General features: G+C 35.3%; 18 protein-coding genes, 3 tRNA genes and 3 pseudogenes. 10 read left to right on the forward strand and 14 right to left on the reverse strand.

Annotated elements, in window-relative coordinates; translation table 11 throughout:
* The first annotated feature begins 69 nt into the window (after positions 1-69).
* Positions 70-2,537, forward strand: a pseudogene (locus tag PARC_RS16175) (alpha/beta hydrolase family protein).
* A gap of 216 nt (positions 2,538-2,753) precedes the next feature.
* A complete protein-coding gene (locus PARC_RS16180; protein ID WP_002957913.1) occupies positions 2,754-3,458 on the forward strand; it encodes a response regulator transcription factor in 705 nt (234 codons plus the stop codon).
* On the opposite strand, the pseudogene PARC_RS16185 reads toward PARC_RS16180, so the two are convergent.
* Positions 3,455-4,768: pseudogene (locus PARC_RS16185) on the reverse strand (YifB family Mg chelatase-like AAA ATPase); the annotation flags it as partial. The gene PARC_RS16180 and the pseudogene PARC_RS16185 overlap by 4 nt on opposite strands.
* A gap of 55 nt (positions 4,769-4,823) precedes the next feature.
* On the opposite strand from PARC_RS16185, the gene PARC_RS16190 reads away from it, so the two are divergent.
* Positions 4,824-6,872, forward strand: a complete 2,049-nt coding sequence (locus PARC_RS16190; protein WP_010554341.1) for a recombinase family protein — start codon at positions 4,824-4,826, stop codon at positions 6,870-6,872.
* 121 nt (positions 6,873-6,993) lie between these two features.
* On the opposite strand, the gene PARC_RS16195 is transcribed toward PARC_RS16190, so the two are convergent.
* Entirely contained in the window at positions 6,994-8,703 is a 1,710-nt protein-coding gene (locus tag PARC_RS16195) for an AIPR family protein (RefSeq protein ID WP_010554340.1), read from the reverse strand.
* Positions 8,704-9,337: 634 nt separating this feature from the next.
* On the opposite strand from PARC_RS16195, the gene PARC_RS16200 reads away from it, so the two are divergent.
* The 4 genes from PARC_RS16200 to PARC_RS16215 all read left to right on the forward strand — a co-directional run bounded on the left by PARC_RS16200 (position 9,338) and on the right by PARC_RS16215 (position 14,226).
* On the forward strand, positions 9,338-11,614 hold the full coding sequence (locus PARC_RS16200; RefSeq protein WP_010554339.1) for a hypothetical protein: 2,277 nt from the start codon (positions 9,338-9,340) through the stop codon (positions 11,612-11,614).
* A 497-nt stretch (positions 11,615-12,111) separates the two neighbouring features.
* Positions 12,112-12,555: a thermonuclease family protein gene (locus PARC_RS16205; protein ID WP_010554338.1), complete on the forward strand. Its 444-nt coding sequence runs from the start codon at positions 12,112-12,114 to the stop codon at positions 12,553-12,555.
* 23 nt (positions 12,556-12,578) lie between these two features.
* Entirely contained in the window at positions 12,579-13,598 is a 1,020-nt protein-coding gene (locus PARC_RS16210; protein ID WP_010554337.1) for a phosphoribosyltransferase-like anti-phage protein, read from the forward strand.
* 1 nt (position 13,599) lies between these two features.
* Positions 13,600-14,226, forward strand: coding sequence for an NADAR family anti-phage protein (locus PARC_RS16215; protein ID WP_010554336.1), 627 nt, complete (start codon positions 13,600-13,602; stop codon positions 14,224-14,226).
* Positions 14,227-14,330: 104 nt separating this feature from the next.
* Here the strand turns inward: PARC_RS16215 and PARC_RS16220 are convergent, their stop codons facing one another.
* Together PARC_RS16220 and PARC_RS16230 are read right to left on the reverse strand one after the other, a co-directional pair.
* A complete protein-coding gene (locus tag PARC_RS16220) occupies positions 14,331-14,936 on the reverse strand; it encodes a hypothetical protein (RefSeq protein WP_010554335.1) in 606 nt (201 codons plus the stop codon).
* A 1,332-nt stretch (positions 14,937-16,268) separates the two neighbouring features.
* On the reverse strand, positions 16,269-16,883 hold the full coding sequence (locus tag PARC_RS16230; protein ID WP_010554333.1) for a recombinase family protein: 615 nt from the start codon (positions 16,881-16,883) through the stop codon (positions 16,269-16,271).
* A gap of 219 nt (positions 16,884-17,102) precedes the next feature.
* Here PARC_RS16230 and PARC_RS16235 point away from each other — a divergent pair, with 219 nt between their 5' ends.
* Positions 17,103-17,441: a hypothetical protein gene (locus tag PARC_RS16235; RefSeq protein WP_010554332.1), complete on the forward strand. Its 339-nt coding sequence runs from the start codon at positions 17,103-17,105 to the stop codon at positions 17,439-17,441.
* A gap of 13 nt (positions 17,442-17,454) precedes the next feature.
* Complete coding sequence (locus tag PARC_RS16240) at positions 17,455-17,643, forward strand: hypothetical protein (RefSeq protein ID WP_010554331.1); 189 nt, start codon at positions 17,455-17,457, stop codon at positions 17,641-17,643.
* A gap of 139 nt (positions 17,644-17,782) precedes the next feature.
* Here PARC_RS16240 and PARC_RS16245 read toward each other — a convergent pair.
* The 7 genes and pseudogenes from PARC_RS16245 to nudE form a co-directional block, all read right to left on the reverse strand.
* Positions 17,783-18,004, reverse strand: a pseudogene (locus tag PARC_RS16245) (magnesium chelatase domain-containing protein); the annotation flags it as partial.
* A gap of 34 nt (positions 18,005-18,038) precedes the next feature.
* On the reverse strand, positions 18,039-18,653 hold the full coding sequence (locus PARC_RS16250; RefSeq protein WP_007587018.1) for a trimeric intracellular cation channel family protein: 615 nt from the start codon (positions 18,651-18,653) through the stop codon (positions 18,039-18,041).
* Between the two features lie 564 nt (positions 18,654-19,217).
* Positions 19,218-19,294, reverse strand: a tRNA-Met gene (locus PARC_RS16255).
* Between the two features lie 143 nt (positions 19,295-19,437).
* Positions 19,438-19,514 (reverse strand) — tRNA-Met (locus PARC_RS16260).
* A gap of 78 nt (positions 19,515-19,592) precedes the next feature.
* Positions 19,593-19,669 (reverse strand) — tRNA-Met (locus PARC_RS16265).
* Between the two features lie 136 nt (positions 19,670-19,805).
* Complete coding sequence (cysQ, locus tag PARC_RS16270) at positions 19,806-20,609, reverse strand: 3'(2'),5'-bisphosphate nucleotidase CysQ (protein ID WP_010554329.1); 804 nt, start codon at positions 20,607-20,609, stop codon at positions 19,806-19,808.
* Positions 20,602-21,174 (reverse strand): ADP compounds hydrolase NudE, encoded by a 573-nt coding sequence (nudE, locus tag PARC_RS16275; RefSeq protein ID WP_007586548.1) that lies wholly within the window; start codon positions 21,172-21,174, stop codon positions 20,602-20,604. Before nudE ends, cysQ begins: the two co-directional genes overlap by 8 nt.
* A gap of 61 nt (positions 21,175-21,235) precedes the next feature.
* Here nudE and yrfG point away from each other — a divergent pair, with 61 nt between their 5' ends.
* Positions 21,236-21,883 (forward strand): GMP/IMP nucleotidase, encoded by a 648-nt coding sequence (yrfG, locus tag PARC_RS16280; protein WP_007378908.1) that lies wholly within the window; start codon positions 21,236-21,238, stop codon positions 21,881-21,883.
* Positions 21,884-21,898: 15 nt separating this feature from the next.
* Here yrfG and PARC_RS16285 read toward each other — a convergent pair whose 3' ends face one another.
* The 3 genes from PARC_RS16285 to PARC_RS16295 all read right to left on the reverse strand — a co-directional run bounded on the left by PARC_RS16285 (position 21,899) and on the right by PARC_RS16295 (position 23,337).
* Positions 21,899-22,522, reverse strand: a complete 624-nt coding sequence (locus tag PARC_RS16285) for a dUTP diphosphatase (RefSeq protein WP_007586550.1) — start codon at positions 22,520-22,522, stop codon at positions 21,899-21,901.
* A 105-nt stretch (positions 22,523-22,627) separates the two neighbouring features.
* Positions 22,628-22,996 (reverse strand): YacL family protein, encoded by a 369-nt coding sequence (locus tag PARC_RS16290; protein ID WP_024592461.1) that lies wholly within the window; start codon positions 22,994-22,996, stop codon positions 22,628-22,630.
* Positions 22,997-23,112: 116 nt separating this feature from the next.
* Positions 23,113-23,337, reverse strand: a complete 225-nt coding sequence (locus PARC_RS16295) for a hypothetical protein (RefSeq protein ID WP_002963009.1) — start codon at positions 23,335-23,337, stop codon at positions 23,113-23,115.
* Positions 23,338-23,450: the final 113 nt, after the last annotated feature.

Genomic DNA, 23,450 nt, shown 5'->3' on the forward strand with positions numbered 1-23,450 from the left:
TTGGATATGTGAGCATGGTATCAATACATGCTATATTTGGCCAAACTTCCAATAATAATAGGCATAATAATGAAATTTAGCGCACCATGGTGTCATCAAAATAAGCTATTTAAGTACGCAGCGACTCTTTTTACGCTTAGCAGCTTAAGCTTTGCTGCAATAGCTGCACCATTGGATAAATCAAAAATTCAGTTTATCGGCCCACTTGCCGAAGATATGCAGTTAAAGCCTTTTCAGACACCTCATGGCAGTGCGATTATTAACAACCTATTGCCGCAACTACAAGCAGACTCAGATAGTTTTTCTGTATTTGGGAAAAAACAAAACTGGCAGCCGTTTAATAAAATCAATGCGCTCACTTTAGGTGGGTTACAGGCACTAAAATTTAATATTGAAACTACCCGCTTTACACAAGGTACGCTTACCTTAAAAGGGATTGAGCAAGGTCAGTTATTTATTAATGGCGAACTACAAACAGGCGATAAAAATAGCTATAAGTTAGCTTTAAATAACAGTACTCACTCTATTTTAATAGTAGCCCAACAAGTAGCTAATTGGCACGATGTAATGCTTGATTTTGCACCTAAAAGCGACGTTGATAAAATTACGCTTAGCGCCTCAAAAACAAAACGCTTATCTGCAAAACAATTGTTTGATGCCCCTACAATCAGCCAATTATCACTCGCACCTAATGCTAAGCAGTACGTTACTACTACTCGCACTTATAGCGATAAAACACAAAACCAAGCAAATACAGTTACTGTACTTAAAGATTCAGATAATCAAACGCTTTATCGCTTCGAAGCAGGCCAACCAAGTAACATTATTTGGAGTCCAGATAACCAATATTTAGTGTATTTGTTAAATGGTGAGCTTAAACAACTTAGCCGTAAAAACTTCTCAATAAAAACATTAGCAAACGATTTAGAAGGAGCCAATGGCTTTACCTTTTATAACGACACCAGTCTTTTGTTTAGCTGGTCTAAATCACCTGAGAGCACTAACAGCTTAACCAAGCACTATAAAGGTCTACAAGATCGTTGGTCGTATGCACGTACCACCAGCCAAATTTACATGCTTGATACTAAAAGTGGTTTAACAAAAGCACTTAGCCAAGGTCCTCTTTCTTACAGCCTTGAAGATTCAAATAGTAACCGTGGCAAAATATTAATGAGCCGCCCAGTAATGGCAATGCAAGCATCAACCCACCCTGAAACAGAGTTAGTCGAACTCGATTTAAAATCAAAACGTTTAATTTAGCCAAATACGCAAATAAAGATATTTATGTAGTTGCAGGCCCTGACTTTAAAAATGGCGCAGGCAGAGCTCTACCAAAAGCAATGCTTGCTAATAACTACGACGGGCAACTTTACCTACTTACTGAAGGCGGTAAAAACGTAAAAGCACTTAGTAAACAATTCGATTCTGCTATTGGCCAACTGCACGTTTTAGAAAACGGCGATGCGCTCATTAAAGTAACAGAGCAAGACACTCAACCGCTTTACCTATTTGATTTAAGTAAACAGCGCTTTAAAAAGTTAAATACAGGATTGGATATTGTTGAACAATTTAGTTACTCACACGACCGTAATACCGAAATTTTATTAAGTGGCACTAACGCTTTAGCGCCACAACAGCTAAAACGCCTTAACGTAAGTAAAAATAAAACAGATTTAATATGGGATTCAAAACCAAGTAGCTATGCAAATACACGACTCCCTACATTGGAGGAGTTTAATTTTAAAAATAAACATGGGGTTGAAATAACTGGCCGCGTTTATATTCCTAGCAATTTAGATAAAACTAAAAAGCACCCGGCGCTCGTGTATTACTACGGCGGCACTTCACCAGTTACGCGTGGTTTTACAGGTCGTTATCCGTTTAACTTATGGGCAGAAAATGGCTACGTTGTTTATGTAGTACAGCCTACTGGCGCAACAGGGTTTGGACAAAAGTTTTCAGCGCAGCATGTTAATGCCTGGGGCGACTACACTGCAGACGATATTATCGAAGGCACGCAAGCCTTTTTAAAGAAATACAACTATGTTGATAGTGAAAAGGTAGGAAATTTAGGGGCATCATACGGTGGCTTCATGACCATGTTATTGGCAACTAAAACCGATATATTTAGTGCTTCAATAGCTCATGCGGGTATTTCTAATATTACCTCGTATTGGGGTGAAGGTTGGTGGGGCTACTTATATTCTGGCGAAGCATCAAAAAATAGCTTCCCATGGAATAACCCTGAGCTTTACAGCCAACATAGCCCTGTATTTCATGCCGACAAAGTAACAACACCTATGCTACTTCTTCATGGTGATAGTGATACCAATGTACCTGTTGGCGAAAGCTTAACAATGTACACTGCGCTTAAACTGCTTAATAAGGACGTAGAGTTAATCGAATACAAAGGCGCCGACCACCAAATTTTTGCACGCGATAAACGATTTGATTGGTGGAACACCATGCTCGCATACTTTGATAAAAAGCTAAAAGATGAACCTCAATGGTGGGACTCAATGTATAAAAATAACTGAGCCTGAACCTTTAAAATAACGACTTAATACAGATTTATTAATAGTAGTATTAATTATTTAGCACCTTTTAATTAGTTTAAAGGTGCTAACCTCATCCTCTAATAACGTCTTATACACCTTTGAAATATTAAGTTACTTAAAACTAATAAACCCCCTTCTCAGCATTTACCTAATGGTGCTACCATACAGAGCTATAAGCATTCAAAATAAAGTACTATGGCTATTAATGTTTTATTGGTTGAAGATGATGAATTACTCGTTAAACGCATCCAAAATCACTTTGCAGATACCGAATTTACAATAGAGGTAGACCCAACTGGCGCTGATGCACTTAACATTGTAAGGCAGCGGGTAAACCTGCGCGGTGCTATATCATTAGCCATAATTGACATTGTTTTGCCAAAGCGTGATGGGCTTCAGCTGGCAAAAGAATTAAACACACTTACCGATATTGGCGTTATTGTATTATCGAGCCGCGACTCCCAAGCCGATCGTATTGCAGGCCTTGCACAAGGTGCTGATGACTATATTTGTAAGCCCGTCGATTTACTTGAGTTAGAACTTCGCATGCGCGCGCTCTATAAGCGTGTTGCCGTTAACCTAGAAGACGACGAAAGCGAAGAATTTATAGAGTATGCTGACTTTAAGCTTCACCCCGATAACCGCACACTAATTACTGCTGCAGGCGTTGAATCACGCTTAACTGAAGCCGAACATAAAGTGCTTATTTGCTTAATTAGTAATGCGGGTAAAGCCACATCCCGTGAAAAAATATCAGAAGAAATAGGCCAGCCCGATTGGAGTCCAAACGATCGTACTGTTGATGTGCTGATTGGTCGTTTACGTAAAAAATTAAATGACGAAAAAGATCAAAAACGCATTGTTACCGTACGCGGTAAAGGGTATATGCTTTCTATTTAATACTTAGTTAATTGCGCAATAAGGCGCTCAAATGCGCGGTAATTAAGTGCCTCTTTAAGCTCATTTAAACTAATGTTTTCAGCGCCTTTTAAATCACTAATAGTCCGCGCCACTTTAATCACTCTATGATAAGAGCGTGGCGATAAAGACAACTTCTCGCTTGCTCTGGCTAAAAACTGCAACTCTGCTGGCGCCAGTACACAGTGCACACTCATTTCTTTATTATTAAGCCTCGCATTAACCTTACCTTGACGTTTTAGTTGTAGATAATAAGCCGTTTCAACTCTTGCTCTAACCTCAGCACTACTTTCCTCCGGCTGAGTACTTTGTAGTTCAACACTCGTTAAACGAGGTAGTTCTATTTGCAAATCAATACGGTCAATAAAAGGCCCCGACACGCGCGATAAATAACGCATAACTTGATCGGGAGTTGCCCGCTTATCTGTATGACTCCCTGTTGGGCTTGGATTTAATGCTGTAATAAGCTGAAACTGCGCCGGAAACTCCATTTGCCTAGCTGCACGTGAAATAGTAACTGTACCGGTTTCCATTGGCTCACGCAGTGAATCAAGTACCTTACGCTCAAATTCCGGTAACTCATCTAAGAAGAGCACACCGTTATGTGCCAGAGAAATTTCACCAGGTTTGGGATTCGAAGAGCCCCCCACCAAGGCAACAGCTGAACAAGTATGATGTGGATTACGAAATGGCCGCTGTCGCCAATTAGTTAAATCTATGGATTGCCCAATAATAGAGTAAAGCGCAGCTGTCGAAATAGCTTCATCGTCCGACATAGTAGGCATTATAGTTGCCATTCGCTGGGCCAGCATCGATTTACCAGTACCTGGAGGACCTAAAAATAATAAATTATGCCCGCCAGCTGCAGCAATTTCGAGTACACGCTTTGCACCGGGCTGACCTTTCACATCGCTTAAATCAAGTAAAAAGTCAGGGGCTTGTGTGCAGTCGGGATATTCTATATTTAATGGTAAGGGTTGTTGATTAAGTAAATCCCCCCACACTTCTTGAATAGAGCTTACGGCTTTGCGTTTAACGCCATTAACTAGGCTTGCTAGGCTGTCGTTTGCAAGAGGTAAAAAGCAGCAACGATCTTGCTCTTTTGCAGCAAGTACCGAAGGTAAAATAGCGTTTACACCACGCACCTCACCATTAAGAGCAAGCTCACCATAAAACTCGTACTTGTGAATATCAGGACACACTATTTGCCCAGAGGCGACTAAAATACCCACCGCAATAGCAAGATCAAACCGTCCGCCATCTTTTGGCAAATCGGCAGGGGCTAAATTGATTTACCTGCAATGTAATGGGATAATATTTAAATTAACCAAGATTATAGAATTAAAAATGAAACCAACAGCTTTCATCTATGGGCGCGTCAGCAGCGATAAGCAAACTATAGGTACATCTATTGAAATACAAACTGACCTCAAGAAAGCAAAGCAAATAGCATCTGAGCATGGTTGTGAATTATCAGAGTTAATAACTGTTGATGAAGGGGTCTCAGGCTTTTCTGGTAGTAACTTGAAAACAGGAAAATTAAAAGACTTATTAGAGATAGTTAAAAGAAATGACCTTATCATCTTAAGAGCGCTAGATAGATTTTCACGAGGCTCACTATATAAAGTAAATAGTATTTTCACCGATTTATTACATAAAGGTGTTCGGTTTTACACCACTATGGATAATAAATTATATGGTGGTGAGAGCAGCAATAAGGTCGTCGATGCAATAGTTAGCGTGATTGGGTTTAATAGTGCATTCGAGGAAAGCAGTAAAAAAGCAGCATTAAATAACGATTATATATTAAAGCGAATTACCCAATTCAATGATGGCATACGAGGCTTAAATAATGCTCCTTTACATCACGGAAAAAGCATCCCTTTTCACTGCCAGCTAGTAGGTGAAGATAAAAGTAAGGTAGTAGTAAAGCATCCTAAGAATTTTGATGTAGCAAAAGAGATTATCGCTCTTGCTTTAAACGGAAGCGGTCTTCACAAAATTATCAGAGTGGTTAATGAAAAGCATAATATTTCAAGAACAAAGCAATGGCTAAAAGACTATCTCAAGAGCCATACTCTTTACGGTAACTGTATTTTGAAGGTTCAAGATAGAACGCAAAAAGTTATATATGATGGCTTCGGAGAAACATACCCCAAGAAAGAATATATTTTGAATGAATATTATCCTGCGGTTTGCACAAAAAATGAATGGCTAGGCCTACAGGAAACTAGAAAGCGTTCCATTAAACTCAGATCTGAAGGTCAAAAATACTATAGCTTATTATCGGGAAGGCAACGGTTGTATTGCTCATGTGGCAAACCATTAACCGTCATATATGGGAAAAATGCCACACAACCAATATATTATGGTTGTATTGATCAAATATCATGTCGAAATATGGAGCAAATTTACGTTTTGAATCGTGTAGTTACTGACGCTGTAACAGGAGATGTTTATAAAAAAGACACAGATAAAAATTCAAAAAATCGTGAGATAGAATCAAACAAATTAAATGGTGAAATAACGGAGCTTCAGGAAAGCATAAATAATATGCTGAAACTTGTAGAGGATCACCCTCTAGCATACGGTGATAAGTTCGCTCCAAAAATAATAGAGTCAAAGAAGGCTATAGAAAAAAAACAAAAGTTATTAGATGAAGTTAATGGTCAGAAATTTATAAGTTCTCGAACAATCGAAGAACGGAATATGATTCCTAATGAAATTAGGAAGATAAAAGATCAGTTATTAAATGGTACAAGTGAGCAAAATCTAGAAAATGGAAACAAGATATATAAAATAATAAAACGAATTACCTTAGATAAGAATGGATTAATCAGCATTGAGTTTGAAAGCGGAGAATTTAAAGCATGCTATTTTCCTATTCAAAATAAATCTAAAGGAAGAAGAATGGGCAGTTTCCTGCACATTTTTAATAATATCGAAGATAATTTGTATGCCCCCATGAAAGAAGATCCTGACTTTTCATTAGTAACATTTACCAGAGAAGAACTAGAAAACAAAAAACATGTAATACATATAGATAAAATAAACCCTTCATTACTGACATTATTCAGCCACGAAAGAACTATTATGGCCTGTGACAAAGCAGTCAGCCATATAAATAATTATCTAAAAAGTTATGGATATTTTATTTTAAAAAGCTCATTCGCTATAAACAGTGGATTGTCTGAAAAACAATGGCAAAAGCATAAAGCGTACTGTATAGCTTTTTTTGAGAAGCGAGGAATGATACATAAAATTGAGTTCATTACGAAAAACAATGGACGAAATAGCATTTTGATTATTTCAGACAAAAAGCTCAGACTAAAAAAAATAAATACAATTTTATTTTTAAACATTAAGAATTATAAGCAACTTGCTACACCCTCTTAATGCGACTGCGATTCAACTAATACTTTAATGCTAAAACAGTCTTTAATTACTCACCTTATATCAATGAAATACACACATAAATAAGCCCACTCGATTGACTTCATGGGCTTTTATTTTTTAGTTAATCATCAATTTCATCAAGCTTCGAATCAACATAATTTTTAAATTTTAATTGAATCATTCTTCGCGGAATTGACATTTCACTAGGCGCATCATACGTATCAATAACTGTTTCTAAAAAGCCTATGATATCTTTTAAATCGAATTGAGGCCGCTTTTTACTAATGTACATGGTGTAATAATACTTAAGCTCTAAAGGCGTTATGCCATTTTTCTTAGCTAAATTATACAAACTCAAAACTTCAAAGTACTTATCAATAATATCTGGAGCTTCAGTTATATCAAACGAATCAATAAAGACTTGATTATAATATTTGCCAAAGATGTGTTGTTTCTCATTTGAAGCTTTTTCGGGAAAACCTTGAGTGGCAAATAAAATTTGTCCAAATTTATCCATCGCAATTTTATGTTTATATTCTTTAGTATCAGATTTTCCAATATCACCCGTTTTTCTAGAGTAAATAATACCATAGTCTTCAAGGTACTGTTCTAAAGTGATTTGTTCTGAGCTTAAGGACTTTAAATCAATACTAGAAATCGCATTTTGACTGTTCGTGTATTCTGCAATCTTATTTACTGCAATTGCTTCATCATTACTTGTATTAAATATTCTTACAAGGACTTCACTTTTTGATAAATAGTCACTAATTATTGATGTATCTTCAGAGTTAAAATTATGAATAGTTCTAACAGTTTGACCTCCATTTAATATTTGAAAATCATTCAATTCAAGTATAAATTTCTTGCCACCATTAATAGATCTAACTTGAATAGACTTAGCTACAATAGTTATCCCATTGTTATACATGAAAAATTTATTTGGCTCTTCTTTCAATGACGTTGTAATATTTCCATTATACTTAGACCGTAGAACAAACCCTCTAACATTATCAAAAAGTACTCCAAAGTCTAATTTTACATTCGTTAATAATGATAAATCCTCAATGTCGTACTTGTCCCTAAACGTGGCATCATTACATGTAACTCGAACAATCTCACTACTACGTAATCTAGTAATATATGACTTCGACGAGGATAGTTGATGCTCTTCATAAGACATTAGAGCATCTTCATCTAAGACTAATTTAGCGTTAATAGGTGTTGGTCTAATCGACATCATTTGGGATATATATGGTAAAGCAATAGGTATAATCTCAAGCCCATATGCATCTCTTAATATACCTAAGTGTTCATGATCAGCTGCTACAGGCTCTACCTCATTACTTACAACGTATAGCTTAAACTCCCAAATTTGACTGCTATTTAAACAATCTATAACTTCTAGAGCTTTTTCTTTAACTTTTCCTGATAGTCCAGTGGTTTGCTCATTGGTAATTGAATTTACAAATTTCGCACTCAAAATTGTCTCATTCACTGCTTGAGACTTTGTAGGGTGAAACTTTTCTCTATATTTAAAGTTAAATAGGTTTATGCTTTTATTATCATCATCTATATAAACAGCATCGACCCCCCAATCATCATCGCCTGTACCATAAAGACCCCTATTAAAATCAAGATCAGTAATTAACTCTATCTGTTCAGAAACATCTTTAACATTACATATATTTTCTAACATAAATAAGTAAAAACCGAAGCGAGCTTTTGCTGAATCGCTTTCTTGGGGCTTATCTAGCGGAATTTCTTTAGCTAATAGTTCGTAATATTTAATACATCTATTTTGTAAAATTTTAAAATCATTAATTAGTGACATTAGGCCTCCATGCTATGTAGTTTATAAATACAGAAAATTCACATTACACTTAAATATACGCATAGTAAACAGAGTCTTAGTTACCTACACCTATAAAAGAAATTAATTATGCTTATTCCACATTAAAGTTGACTTCAAAAGATGAAAAAACCAATTTAAAATGATAGAATAGATAAATAAATCGAAATGTGCGGCTTTATAGAATATTAATTCCAAAAATTACAATTTATTACAAAAAAAGGCACTGATTGCTTATTATTTATTCTAAAAAGGTCTTTGTAGAGAAAAAACTTTTATATATATACATGAGTACTCACTAAATTTAGTGAGTTTTTTTTATTTAAACCTTACGAATATCGTAAGAAGTAAAGGTGGATATATGAAGACATACAATCACGTTTTTAAAAATTTAAGTAAGCTCATGGAGCTTAAAGCTAAATGGGAAAGTGGCAGATATAGTAAGGCTGAATTATCAAGGCACTATAAAGTGAGCGAGCCAACGATATTGAGAAATTTAGAAAAGCTTAAAGCACTAAACTGAAGATAGAATATGAGTAAATCGAATTGATTTACAGCAACAATTAAAACATAAACTGCCTGCATAAGGGGGCGAATTGAAAAATAGGTAAACATAATGAATACAATTACGAATAATAAAATTACAAAATTGGGAGCACCATTTACTGTTATAGAAGAGCACGTACAAAAAAAGGTTGACGCCACCACAACGCAACCCTTTTCTAAAAAATCCCACAATAATATTTATACAGAAGAAATCAACACTCTACATAAGCTGTGCGGCTATCACACGCTTATCGACTCAACGAGCCACGTGAAGAATGAAAATAAATTATCATTAATTGACGCTTTTGTAGGAACTGGTAAGACTTTGGAAGCACTCAAATTAGCAATTGTCCACATGCTCTGTGGAGAGCTTGTTGTTTATGGCGTTCATACTATACGAACTCAAGTTGAAAGATCTAAAGAGTTAGAAGAGCTCATCAACGAGTATGTTCAGGTGTGTGAGTGTTTAGAGTTAAAAGAAGAGTTACAAACATTATTGAATCGTATTAAACGTGTATCAACTATAGAAAAAGACTCAGATACAACAGTAACTTCAATGTTCAATAATGTTGTTGGTCAATTGTATTCAACTGGCGGCTGTGTATTCGTATGTAACCAAGCTGTAAGACTATTGAATAATGGTTCAGTAGAAAAAAATAATTCTGTTATTTTCTTTGATGATGATAATAGTTCTATAACTAAAAAAGTTATATTAAAAAGCTACAACTCAACAGATGTTAATTCTCTTAAATCGTTCTTTAATCTTAAAAATGTAGAGCAAAGCGATAAATCAACGCTGTTTATTGTTGATTCATTAAAGACGAATTATAAACAACAATTAGCTAGCTTTAACGTTGTTAATCAAGCTTTTTATGAGAAAGTTAAAAGTGTTATTGACGTATACATTTTACAGAAAAACAATGATTTACTATTGTTCGTTAATAAAAACAGACATGGTCAGTATGATGTTTTATTGTCTACTAAATTATCATTAAGAGTTGTTGAATCATTCAAAAAGGTTTATGCAGTTTCTGAAAACGTTAAAAATGATAACTTAGCTGTGTTTGATTGGCTCAGTCAAGGTATAGAGTATGATTATTCTCTTTTACAATATGATTCTGTTAACCGTGGTGAAAAGTTTCTTTTAGATGTTAATGGTAAGCCTATGTTAAAAATTGCTCTTATCGCTGGACGTGAATCATACAAAATCGGTAAAGCTATTAATAGTGCGACAGAAGGCTCAGTCTCTAAAAGAATAATAAACTATCTTGAACAGTCTAAAAGTAACTTTAGTAAAATACACATAGCTTGTAACAAACGTTCAAGAGAATTATTTAATGATCTTAAAGTTCCATTTGTAGAAACAGATATTGATACACGTGGTAGAAACGATTTAATGGATTGTGACGTAAGTTTGTTGTTTGGTATCAACACTATTATGAACAATGATAAAGAGTTCTATAAAATGGTTTACAAAATGACTGACGAACAGATCTTTGAAAATGTAACCATTGCACCTGTAATTCAAAACGTGGGTAGAACCGCTATTCGTAAAACACAAAAAGTACCGTATACGTTGATTTTACCTGATTACAAAATTGCTGTGTTGGTCTTAAAACGTCTTTCAAAATATTATCCTGATGTGTTCACGAATAATGTTAATGATGAACTGTTAGGTAATGCTGACGTAATAGCAGAAGATGCTTTTAAAGAATCTAATCAAAAGTATGCCGACCGTGGATTAAGTAATTCTCATTATGTAAAACTAACTCGTTTACGTGAAAAACACGGCTCAGAAAATGTCGAAAAAATGATTCAAAAATTTAATGGGCAAGTTTTAACTGTTATCGAATATTTTAAAAATGAGGAAAAACAAGAAAAGCTATTATTGAAAGCTGTAAATACAATTGCTCGTAAAGCTAAGAAACTAGTTAAATCGGATAATATTAAAAAGGCTGCTGAAAAAGTCGGTTTAAATGAGTTCTTAGTGCAAGCTAAAGACCTGAAAGGTAAGGCTATAGCTAAACTGGTTAATGATATTAATACCCGTGGTGGTGGTGATGAAGTAATTAAAACACCACCTATTGAAGCGGTTGAAAGAATTCTAAAACCAGTTGCAAAGAGAGATTATTATATAGAGGACAGCATTTTAGATATTATGCTTGGTAATAAAACAGACAGTACAAAAATAGTTAAATGTGAATCGAAAAGTGAAATGTTTATTGATGATGAAATAGAATCTATTTTAATGGGTAACTCTACTGTTAATGTTAAAATTGAAGAGCCAGTTATGGCTAGTATTGAACATTTTGATGTTAGTGTTCAAAATATTCTTATGAATTGTTAATAAATACCGTTTGCCCCACTTTTTGTAAGACGGTTCTAATAAAGAACTATATTACAAAAAGTGGGGCAAAAATCGAAAGGAATAATTAACAATAAGGAATAGAATATTAAATGCAATATAGTTCTTTTTAAATGATACAAATTACCAAAATCAGTTATTTACAAGCTACGTAGTAGCGCAGTTGCGAAGCTATATCATGTATAAACTAGTGACTGTTCTATTCACTATACAGCCTCTTACGAGGCGCAAGACCTAAAGGCCATTGCAAGTAACTAGTTCTCTCAATTAATGTAGTAAGTTAACTATTAATATACTCACAAAACCAATTAATTTTGGATTGGTGCGTAGCAGCAAAACTAAGCCGAAAGGCCATAATATAAACATCAATTTCCCCTCCAGAAATTACACTTTTTGTATATCAATCGGTGTTTTAATCGAACAACCAATACAGATGAATGCGTCTGCTACACTCATACTTTCCATAATCCAGGATTGCTATGAAACTCACTATTTTCACTTTAATATTTCTATTCAGCCCAATTTTATCAGCAAAAACTTATGGTGAATTAATTGTGTCGGAAATTGTAAGTATTTACGATGGAGACACGTTTAGAGTTAACCTTGATGGTGATATGCCCCGAATTTTTGGTGAAAACATAAGTATTCGTGTAGCTAATGTGGATACGCCAGAAATTCGTACTAAGTGTGTTAAAGAGAAAATCTTAGCTAGAAAAGCAAAGCAATTTTCGGTTCAAAAATTAAGAGAAGCTAAAGTAATAGTTTTAAAAAATGTTCAACGTGGTAAGTACTTTAGAATAGTAGCTGATGTGTATGTAGATGGTGTACTATTATCGAAACAATTACTTGATAATAACTTGGCTGTTCAATATGCTGGAAAAAAGAAAAAACATAATTGGTGTATAAATAATGCACCAAACTAAAAAAATACTGTCAAAGGGATTTTATGACAACTAATGAAAGTTTGTGCTTAAGTATATCCAAAATAATTAAAGATTATAGAAATAATGAATTTGGTAACTACGACCAAGAGCATGTCCAACGATGGATTAACCAGTTCGAAGACCATGAACAGGAAATTGTACTACTTGAAACCAATCGAATTTTAAGAAAAAACTTTATCACAATTGAGAAATTTCATGAGTTCGCTGATACTGTAATATCTTACGATGGCATATACGGAAAAGACCAGAAAGATTTTTGGGACCACGTTTCGATACTTCAAATTCAAAAACAAGGTAATAGTCAAAGTGAGCTAAACGAAATTTTCATTGATAAACTTTCGAAGAATTTTAATGTTGAAGGCATAATCAATGCTGGTGCAAATAATTACTTATACATTGACGACTTTATTTTCACTGGAAATAGAATTTTTACTGATATAAGAGACTGGCTACAATCAACACGTCCTAATAATTGCGTTGTTCATATTGCTACTATTGGCTGGTATGTATACGGTCAACATAGCTTAAAAACTAGGTTAGATAAACTAGTTCAAGATGTATCTTTAAACATCAAATTTGTATTTAGTACTTATGGCACCAATATATTCGAAAATAGGCTGTCTAGAAAAGATTACTCTGAAATATTTTGGCCGACATCTGATGTAGAAAGCGATTCTAAAATTAAAGACTATGTGCAAGAAATTAATGTATCTCCAAAATACAGAGTTGAAAACGGTATTAAAAATAGAGTTTTTTCTCGCCCTAGACGTGAAGAGTATGAAAAAATAATTTTAAAGTATGGCTTAAAAATAATGAGTTTTCCGAAAAATAATAACTCATTAATTAAACCCCTTGGATATCACAAATTTGACCTATTTGGTTTCGGATCAACAATATTTAACTTTAGAAACTGCCCTAACAATAACCCATTAGTATTTTGGTGGGGAGATCCTGAAGCCCCCTCTTATCACCCATTTAGTAAATGGTATCCATTACTACAAAGAGATACCTATAAGGGCTAACATGAACCATGCCAATACTAGGCAGTATAACTCAAAAAATGTAGCCTCATTTAAAGTTACTAACGAAAAATGGGGGGAATTATCTAACATGTGTTCGGGCTTTCCCCTTGTTGTTAACAATACCCCAATAAGAAGCGCAGAAGCGCTGTATCAGGCTTGTAGATTTCCTAGCTATCCTGAGCTACAAAGTAAAATTATCGAACAAAGTAGTCCAATGATTGCCAAAAAGGTCACAAAACCTCATATAGGAAATACAAGAGATGATTGGATGGATGTTCGTATTCTTATCATGAAATGGGTTCTTAGAGTTAAGCTAGCTCAAAATTGGGATGTTTTTTCTAAGATATTACTTAGTACTAATAGTATTGATATTGTGGAGGTCTCATCTAAAGATGACTTTTGGGGTGCTAAACCACATGGAAATAATATATATCAAGGTGTGAATGCCCTAGGGCGCTTATTAATGGAATTGCGTTTACAAATTAGAAATCATAATAAAGAAAGTTTTTTATACGTTAAACCGTTAAATATAGAAAACTTCTCTTTATTAGGGCAAAAGGTCGAATTAGTTAGTCATGCTGACGCAAATAAATACAAGTCTACTCAAAAAAACTTATTTGATATCTAGAAAAAGCTTAAATGGTTTGTACTGAGTTAATAAACTATAACTTAACTTCTTACCTCAAATATAAGGTTAATCAAAGCTTACATATGCCAGCTATGTTCTTTATATCACTCAGCACCGACATATAAACCGCTATGATGTGATTCATAATCAAATCTTTTTATATTTTGGAGGATTTTTAGTGAAGCATGGCTTGTCGTTTCACTTTTAGCAGAAATAGCATTCATAAAAAACGCAATTCTCACCCATGATTTAAAGTGATCATTTGTTAAATCTGACGCTACTGGAATTAAGTTATTAAATATTTCTTTTTCACTTTCACAGTAGCTTTGGACCTGTAAAACAGTACTTTCTTTTAAACCATTTTGCTCTATATGATTAATTAAATTATCGATGCTTTCTTGATTTTGCTGATGGTTTTTCCCATAAAAATCCCCCAACTGACAAGACTCTGGAAAATCTTTAAAGTTATGTTTTAAAAAGAAAATAAGAAATTCTCGCAAACGCCTTTCTACTTTGATGCTTTTATTCTTTTCTTCTTGCTTTTGCCATTTTTCGAGCACAAAAATAATAATTAAAAGTTCAATACATACCCCAATCATTTCTGGAATTATGTTGCCTATAAAAAAACCTGATTCTGCTTTGAAGATAGCTAATAGAGACATAAAAGTCAGAGCAACAATCAAAAAACTAGCAAACGAATACTTTTTCACTAAAACACCTATTTTGTAAATTTCTGGGTATATTTCATCATCTATTGAACTATATTTTTAAATTTGACGGCTCTCGATTGAGGAGGGTGAATACTTATGGTGTCTTGGGTTATATATTTTGCAATAATTACACTCTCTTAATTTTTTCACCGTATTCATATATTCGGCATCTCCACTTTTGCGTTATTCGTTTCGCTAGCTATCCTCACGAAATCATTCCGTGCTGTTATATCTAAAACTTTTCTTTATATAAAACTTCTAGAATAAACATACTGTTTTGATATTTATAAGAAGCAGTCTAGGCTACGTAATCGTCTAAATGCATAAATGATCAGTTATTTTATAGGGAAAGGCTTTTAAAAGAATTAGATGGGATGCTATTTCTAAGCTATCCCTGCTTTACCATACCATTACAACTAATTTAAAAAGTTTAAGCAACACCTTTATGGCTCATATAAGCCCAATCTACGAGATACTCCTCTAGTACAAACCACTCTTATATCGGGTTGACTTATATTTTATTGCCCATATATTAAAAATGCTAGTATCTGTTAATTAATAAGTCAGCATTCCTTTCCTCGTAACTAGGATTTAGTCATGAGGAAAATAGGAAAATTTTTAATCAATTTATTGAAATTGCTCTTTTGGTTGGTACTTGTTGAGTATAAGATTTCAAACTTTGAAATTCATTATTACTTTTCACACGTAGCAATAGTTTTATGGAGCACCTTTAGCGTAATTATTTTTATTTGGAGGTCCAAAAACAGAGATAAAAAAGTACTTATAGATAGACGTTTTGTTAAATTTAAAATATTAATAAGGTTTATCAAATTTTTAATTGAGTTTATTTTATAATTTTTGGAGTTTAGATTGCCTACTTGTTTTTATGTAGCACTAAACTGATTTATTGATTTTGAGGAAGGGTAATAGCCTTCTTCGATGTAGTTTCATGCAACCGCTCATCACAACGGATACTTAGCTTGTCAAATAGTCGGATGAACTCAGAGTTTTATAACAATATACATATTTTAGAGAAAATGGTTATTTCTCTAAAGGAAAATGTTAGTAAGCACCCAAGATACGTCTCTTCCTTCTTTAGAGATGCTTATTTTGATCTTATTGCAAGAAACTTTGACAAAAATAGTGATTACACAACTTGGATAATGAATCAGATAATTCTGATATATTTATTTCATTTCACGTGTATACATAATCCAGACTATTATTTAGAAAGATTGCACTCGTTCATTCCATGGCGAGCAGTGAAGAGGAACTCAAAGAGAGGTCCTCCAAATAAAAGGTTAAATACTTCAATTTAGCCCCAAAGTCATTTCACAACTCACTCAACTCACTATCATCAATACTCTTTCTTACTTTCTGTATTGTTGAACGACTACATGATAATAACTTTTGAATACGTGACCATGACATCCCATCAAGCAACAATTCTCGGATCTTATTTTGTAGCTCTATATTCGTAGGACGACCCATTTTAACACCTTTCGCTTGTGCTATTTTACGACCTTCATCGCATCTACGTTTTCTATCTTCAAGATCCTTACGAGCAGTTGAAACCAATAGTTCTAATACTAGATCTGATAAGAAGGAACCAATCATTGATAGAATCCTATTATCTTTATCTATCATACCTGTAATACTAGGTAACTCTGGCGATAGTATTAATAAATCTTTTTCTTTAATCTTAGCTTTCAACAATTCCCAATCGCTCGCATTAAGCCTTGATAATCTGTCAACCTGCTCGACTATGATTGCATCACCTATTTGTGCAAAATCCAATAATGCCATTAACTGAGGCCTTTCTAGTTTCGCACCCGATTCTTTTTCCCAATAGTAGCGGTCGCTGACAGTTAAGTTATTGTCTTTGGCATAATCTAGTAGCACTTTCTCTTGTCGTTCAATATTTTGTTGAACAGTCGATACTCTCATATATAAGAAACATTTCATGGCTTTGCACTAGTTCGTTAATTCAGTATGTTAAGTATTGGTCCGTTTAATCAGTATGTAAAGTTATAAATTAGCCCTTTTTAAAGTAGTCCGTTATTTATAATTAAGCGAACTAGCCAATATTCACTTTAGCTTGAATTACGCCTGCCTAAGTAAGCAGCTAAATATTCATATGTAAATATTCAGATAAACAATCAAAGTATGAAAAAAAATATTGGAAGGCCAAAGCAAGGCAAAGAGCCAAGAGTTAATAAAGTTAGTTTTCGAATTTCAAACAGTGCAAAAAATGGAGCTTTAAGATTAATGAATAATTCCGATCTCAACAGCGCTATAAATTCATTACTTGAGAATTTAGACTCAAATCTCATATATGTCTCTCATGATGAGAAAGAGCTTTTACAAAAAGTATACGGTATAGAAGCAATCTCATTTTACTCAAAAGTCATTCTTAATGATTTAAACAAAGCTCGTGATATTGAAAAAAGTAACCTCTTTAAAGAGGACTATGTAGATATCAAATATTCAACTCATGACTCATGACTATGGTGCGATTATGAAAAGACTTATAGAAGATAAAAAAGTGAAGACGCGATTATCATTTAAAGAGTGGAGATCATTTAATATTCGTCTAAAAAGACTTAAACGAAACTTAAAAAAGGAAGCAGATTGCAAAGCGGCTGAAATAATTCAGCAGCAAATAGAGCTTATATTAAAAACATTGGGAATAAATGGGCAAACTTAAAAAGTTTTTATAGCGCATAAGCAGAGCTTTAGAGTTAGGCAGACAAATTATAGCTATTAGGCTATTTTGACCACCAGCAAACTTATATAGCTTCATGATATATTATCGAACAACTCCCCCCTATGAATTACATGTAAATCAATTTAGCAGGGGCTAAATTTACAGTTATTCGTTGATCGGGAAAACCAAATTGTGAGTTTTCGAGTGCGCTACGTACTCTATCTTTTGATTCTTTAACGGACGCTTCGGGCAGGCCTACTATATGAAAAGCGGGTAAACCATTTCCTAGGTGAACTTCTACAATAACTTCAGGGGCATTTATACCCACTTGAGCACGAGAAAATATACGAGCTAACGACATTCCTTATCCTAGTAAATGGTGTGATTACACCAGTTTAGTCAGGATATTTAAAAACGTGTAATGTGATTTGCCATTTTATAGCAGCTAAACGAAGTAATAAGGTCATTAACATACCTAATACCATCGCCATTTCGGTTACTAACGAAAAACTAATGCCAAGCGTATAAACAGTGCCACCCGCTATACAGGTAATAGCGTAAAGCTCACCTTTTAATAGCATAGGGATCTCGCGTGCAAGCACGTCTCGAATTAATCCACCAAAGCAGCCTGTAATTACAGCCATAATTACCGCTGTCATATCGGGCATACCAACAAGCTGCGCTTTTTGCGCCCCCATTACTGCAAAAAAAGCTAAACCAAACGCATCCGCTGTTTGTAAAATATAATGAGGTATCGGCTTTTGTTTATTTATAAGGCGTGTTGTAACAAATACTGAAGCTAGTATGGCAAAAAAGTAACTTTGATCGTGTAACCAAAACACAGGAACATCTAAAATTAGATCTCGCACTGTACCACCACCAATAGCAGTTACCGTCGCTAAAACTACGACTCCAAAGCCATCCATTTTTTTTTCGTACGCTAGCAAAGTGCCCGACACAGCAAACACCGCAATGCCTATTAAATCAAACCAGTGATAAAGTTCTGTCATGTGATGTGTATTGTTACTTAAAATCTTTTAACCGTTTTAACATAAAATACTCTTTTTTAAAAAATAAGTTATTTGTTAAACGTCACAGATATTAGAGTAAAGTCATTAAATAAAGCAGAATATAAGGTATTTTATCAAACTGCTGACACAAAAATCACTCGATAAAGAGTGCGATTTTGTTTTAAATTTTTAGATATTTAATTTCAGTGGTTGCGGGAGCTTGGGTTTGTAAAAAGCGAACCGACGACCTTCGCTTACTTATGCAGAGTATTTTGCGTAGTAACGGTGAGTTTTATAATTATAGGAATTCATTAAACTGCAGACGCAAAAAATCACTCGATAAAGAGTGCTATTTTGTTTTAACTTTTTAGGTATTTAATTTCGGTGGTTGCGGGAGCTTGAGTTTGTAAAAAGCGAACCGACGACCTTCGCTTACTTATGCAAAGTGTTTTGCGCAGTAACGGTGAGTTTAAATTCATAATAATTTATTAAACTGCAGACGCAAAAAATTACTCAGTAAAGAGTGTTATTTTGTTTTTAACTTTTTTAGGTATTTAATTTCAGTGGTTGCGGGAGCCGGATTTGAACCGACGACCTTCGGGTTATGAGCCCGACGAGCTACCAGACTGCTCCATCCCGCGCCTGAAATTTGTAGACTTGTTTAAAGTTGCTTACATTACAACTTGGCTTCCAATTAAAAAATTTATTGCGGGAGCTGTGAAGGTGAAGAGTGAACCGACGACCTTTTAAAACTACCTAATACACTAAATTTTTATAAAAAAATTGGTTGCGGGAGCCGGATTTGAACCGACGACCTTCGGGTTATGAGCCCGACGAGCTACCAGACTGCTCCATCCCGCGCCTGTATATTTTAAGTCTATCGACTACTTTATTTTATCTCTTAAGCTAGAGTTATTACAGTAACCAACATTAGAAAATTGGTTGCGGGAGCCGGATTTGAACCGACGACCTTCGGGTTATGAGCCCGACGAGCTACCAGACTGCTCCATCCCGCGCCTGTAATTTCTTTAAAACATTTTCGTAATATTTACGAGCCTGCCTTGAAGAGAGCGCTACTATATAGGAATAAACATTTAATGCAAGGCCTAAACTAATTAAAGTTGTTTAACCGAACAAAAAGCAATCAAATTGCTATTCTGCACTCAACCTTTGATGCGGATTAATCATTTTTTGCCATTCCCAGTCTGGATGTCCCATCACTATAAAGTCAGGGTTCTCAGTACTCTCGCGTTGGTTGTACGTTAGCGGATTAAATTCTGCATCGGTAATACACCCACCAGCTTCTTCAACAATAACTTGTGAAGCACCTGTATCCCACTCTCCCGTTGGACCAATTCTTAAAAAACAATCTGCTTTGCCCTCTGCAACAGTACAAGCTTTTAATGAGCACGAACCAATAGCAATGGTTGTAAACTGACTATTTAAATACTGACTCACCGCTTCTATTTTTTGGCGGCGACTCACTGCAAGCGTCAAGTTCTCTGGTGGCGCTACAGATATTTGCTTATCAATTGAGTTTTCACGTTTAAAGGCACCATTTTTAGCTGTAGCAAAATAAGTCACACCCTTTGCAGGCCAATGAATAACGCCAAGCACAGGATGATTATTTTCAATCAATGCAATGTTTACTGCAAAGTCGCCACTTTCTAAAATAAACTCGCCTGTACCATCCATCGGATCGAGTAACCAATAACGCTGCCAATCCTGTCTGTCGGCGAGTGCTGGTATAGGTGTTTCTTCCGACATAATTGGGATATCGGGCGCTAAGATTTTTAATCCAGCAACCAGTACGTCATTTGCTGCTAAGTCAGCTTTGGTAACAGGCGTGTTATCTGATTTCTCTTGTTGGCCAATATCGCCTTTTTTATAAATGGCCATAATTGCATCGCCAGCACGCTCAGCTAATTCAATACACGGTTCGATTAATTTATTCATCGGCAGCTCCAGACGCTAAATACTTATCTAATAATAGCAAAGCTGCAACACTGCGTGCTTCGGTAAAATCTTCTTGGTCTAATAATGACTGCCACTGAGTTAATGGCCACTTAACAACAACAAGCGGCTCTGGTTCGTCGCCAATAAGGGTTTGTGGGTATAATTGCTTAGCAAATAAAATATGCATAGTGGCATTAAAGTAACTCGGCGCCATTGTTACTGTTCTTAATGGTTTAAAATACTCAGCACCAAAGCCAATTTCTTCTTTAAGCTCTCTGTTAGCAGCTTGCTCTGGCGTTTCGCCCGGATCGATTAAGCCTTTAGGAAAACCTAACTGGTAATCGTTTGTGCCCGCACAGTATTCACGTACAAGTAGTAATTCGTTGTCTGCACTTAACGGAACAATCATCACTGCTCCCCGGCCACCGCCGCGAATTCGCTCATACTGGCGCTCTTCGTTATTAGAAAACTTTAGCTCTAAAGACTCCACAGTAAACAGGCGGCTTTTAGCGACAACATTGTTACTGAGGATTTGTGGTGGTGTTGGGTGCTTTTTCTGTGTCATTGGCGTTAATTTGCTATCATGGCAGTTAGTTCAATAATAAACCTTATAAGTTGAAATTCCTATGTTAAATTGGTCAAAAATCGATACCGTTTTGCTCGACATGGATGGAACATTACTCGATTTACATTACGACAGTCATTTTTGGCTTAACGTTATTCCTGCGCAACACGCATTAGCAAGGGGCATTAGCCTAGATGCAGCTAAAGCAGATATTTTAAAACGCTATCAAGCTGTGAGCGGTCAAATACAGTGGTATTGTTTAGATTATTGGGAGCAGCAATTAAGCTTGCCTATAATGGAGCTTAAACGAGAGTCTCAGCATTTAATTAAAATGCGCGAAGACGTACCTCATTTTTTAACTGAGCTTAAAAAAGCAGGCAAAGAGTTAATTTTACTTACCAACGCCCACCCTGAGAGTGTCATGCTTAAATTTGAGCATACAGCGATTGATAACTACCTAGATGGCGTAGTGTCGACTCATGAATATGGAGTAAGTAAAGAGCAACAAAGTTTGTGGCACCAAGTACAAAAAGACTTAGGATTTAATAAGCAGCGCACTTTGTTTGTAGATGACAGTGTGCCGGTTTTGAATGCCGCACGAGAATACGGCATTGAGCACTTACTTGCAGTTGCTAACCCAGATAGCCAACAACCACATAACGAAATAGCCGATTACCTAAGTGTTACCGACTATCGTAAGATTATCTAACTCAACTTACGTGACTTAAATTTTTGGGTAACGCGCTTCTAGCCCTTGATATACTAACTTTGCAAAATCTGCATGTTCTGTATCAAGGCTTTTAACTACTTCAACTAAATGCTCGTTATCTTCTTGCCCATTCCATTCTTTAATATAGCTACCATCTTTGTAACCGTGATCTTGGCGGAAAAAGTTTAACGTGTTTTTACCTACGTAGCCGCGATATAAATCATCAATATCCATACCCATTTGCGCCATACAGCCGGCAAAGGCACCTGCATTAAACGTTTTATCTGCAACTGCAGAAGCCGCTAATATCTCTAGTGTTTGTTTAAAGTCATCAGCTTGTTGAGCATTACTAAGCTCAGTTTCAAGTTGCTTTGCTAAGTCTTCGTAGCTAGTTTCGCCGTCAATTCTAAGCGATAGACCAAAATGAAAAATATCAACCAACTCTAAAATAACTTGTTCAGTATCTGGTGTTTGTTTTTTCCACCATTTCCAACCATGATGATCCAACATTTCAGCACACTCAACCCAAATAGCGCGGTACCATTCAAACCCTTGAGTAAACCATTGCTCATGTACTTTAGTATTCATGGCGTTTTGCATTTCTAGCATCACTACTAGCTTGTTTAAATTGGCAGACATATCAGTTCCTGTCGTTTTGATTGGCGTAATGTTCGTTGGTGTAATAATACAGATAAAATGCTGATTGTGCATTGCTGTATATTTTTATTAGTGTGCTAGTTATGTTTATCGTGACGTCGTAAACTCATGCCATGAATCAATTAAATCAATGAAATCTTCAAAGCCACAACCACTACTTAAACCATTTTCTTCAAGCGCTAAATCGTCATCTTGATACGCTATTAGGTCTTCGCTGTCTTGATGAAGCGCATGGGCTTCAAATAATGCTTCGTCTTTCGTTAATATTAAATCTATTTCTTGGCCTTTTAGCGTTAGCGGCTCATAGCTTGAACTCACCGATGCAATAAGCGCTTGCACCATGGCTACTTTGTCTTTGCCTATTTCTTCGTTTAGCCAGCGACCAATAATAGCGTGTTCACTGCTTATTTTAATACGTAGCCCACTAATAGGGTCGCGAATAAATTGATATTCCATAGGGTTTGCCTGTAAATCTTTAATTGCGTAATTATATACGTAAACGCCCGTAAACCACAGGACATATAAAGTAAAATAGCGCCACATGGGCGCTATTTTACTCAACTTGAAAACCGTTAACTTCGCGATCTATAACGCGCTGCGTCAATAATCGACCATAAGTAAATAATAGGCACAAGTACAAAGCCTACAAGCACATAAATTAGTGCGTAACTTATTATAATAGCGAGTGCAAAAAATATAGCCGCTAAAATACGCCCTTGCACTAACTGCCCTAAACCAGGAAAAAATATATTACATAATGCTGCGATTACGTTACCGCCAGAACCTTGATCTGCCATACTAACCTCTGTATTTATTTGATTTTATAATTATTTACTTACACACTCTATGCCAATTTATTAAAGCTTACAAATCAAATAGTTAAATTAGTCTAGATTTAGAGAGTTAGTAA

Origin of the sequence: Pseudoalteromonas arctica A 37-1-2, from assembly GCF_000238395.3 — a bacterium.
GTDB classification, from domain to species: Bacteria; Pseudomonadota; Gammaproteobacteria; order Enterobacterales; family Alteromonadaceae; genus Pseudoalteromonas; species Pseudoalteromonas arctica.

Coding starts and splice junctions, on each gene's coding strand:
- PARC_RS16215 (WP_010554336.1), top strand. CDS start 13,600: ATGAACCATGCCAATACTAGGCAGTATAACTCAAAAAATGTAGCCTCA.
- PARC_RS16250 (WP_007587018.1), bottom strand. CDS start 18,653: ATGACAGAACTTTATCACTGGTTTGATTTAATAGGCATTGCGGTGTTT.
- PARC_RS16195 (WP_010554340.1), bottom strand. CDS start 8,703: ATGTCACTAATTAATGATTTTAAAATTTTACAAAATAGATGTATTAAA.
- nudE (WP_007586548.1), bottom strand. CDS start 21,174: ATGACACAGAAAAAGCACCCAACACCACCACAAATCCTCAGTAACAAT.
- PARC_RS16180 (WP_002957913.1), top strand. CDS start 2,754: ATGGCTATTAATGTTTTATTGGTTGAAGATGATGAATTACTCGTTAAA.
- PARC_RS16235 (WP_010554332.1), top strand. CDS start 17,103: ATGAAAAAAAATATTGGAAGGCCAAAGCAAGGCAAAGAGCCAAGAGTT.
- cysQ (WP_010554329.1), bottom strand. CDS start 20,609: ATGAATAAATTAATCGAACCGTGTATTGAATTAGCTGAGCGTGCTGGC.
- PARC_RS16200 (WP_010554339.1), top strand. CDS start 9,338: ATGAATACAATTACGAATAATAAAATTACAAAATTGGGAGCACCATTT.
- PARC_RS16290 (WP_024592461.1), bottom strand. CDS start 22,996: ATGGAATATCAATTTATTCGCGACCCTATTAGTGGGCTACGTATTAAA.
- PARC_RS16240 (WP_010554331.1), top strand. CDS start 17,455: ATGAAAAGACTTATAGAAGATAAAAAAGTGAAGACGCGATTATCATTT.
- PARC_RS16210 (WP_010554337.1), top strand. CDS start 12,579: ATGACAACTAATGAAAGTTTGTGCTTAAGTATATCCAAAATAATTAAA.
- PARC_RS16230 (WP_010554333.1), bottom strand. CDS start 16,883: ATGAGAGTATCGACTGTTCAACAAAATATTGAACGACAAGAGAAAGTG.
- PARC_RS16295 (WP_002963009.1), bottom strand. CDS start 23,337: ATGGCAGATCAAGGTTCTGGCGGTAACGTAATCGCAGCATTATGTAAT.
- PARC_RS16190 (WP_010554341.1), top strand. CDS start 4,824: ATGAAACCAACAGCTTTCATCTATGGGCGCGTCAGCAGCGATAAGCAA.
- PARC_RS16285 (WP_007586550.1), bottom strand. CDS start 22,522: ATGTCTGCCAATTTAAACAAGCTAGTAGTGATGCTAGAAATGCAAAAC.
- PARC_RS16205 (WP_010554338.1), top strand. CDS start 12,112: ATGAAACTCACTATTTTCACTTTAATATTTCTATTCAGCCCAATTTTA.
- yrfG (WP_007378908.1), top strand. CDS start 21,236: ATGTTAAATTGGTCAAAAATCGATACCGTTTTGCTCGACATGGATGGA.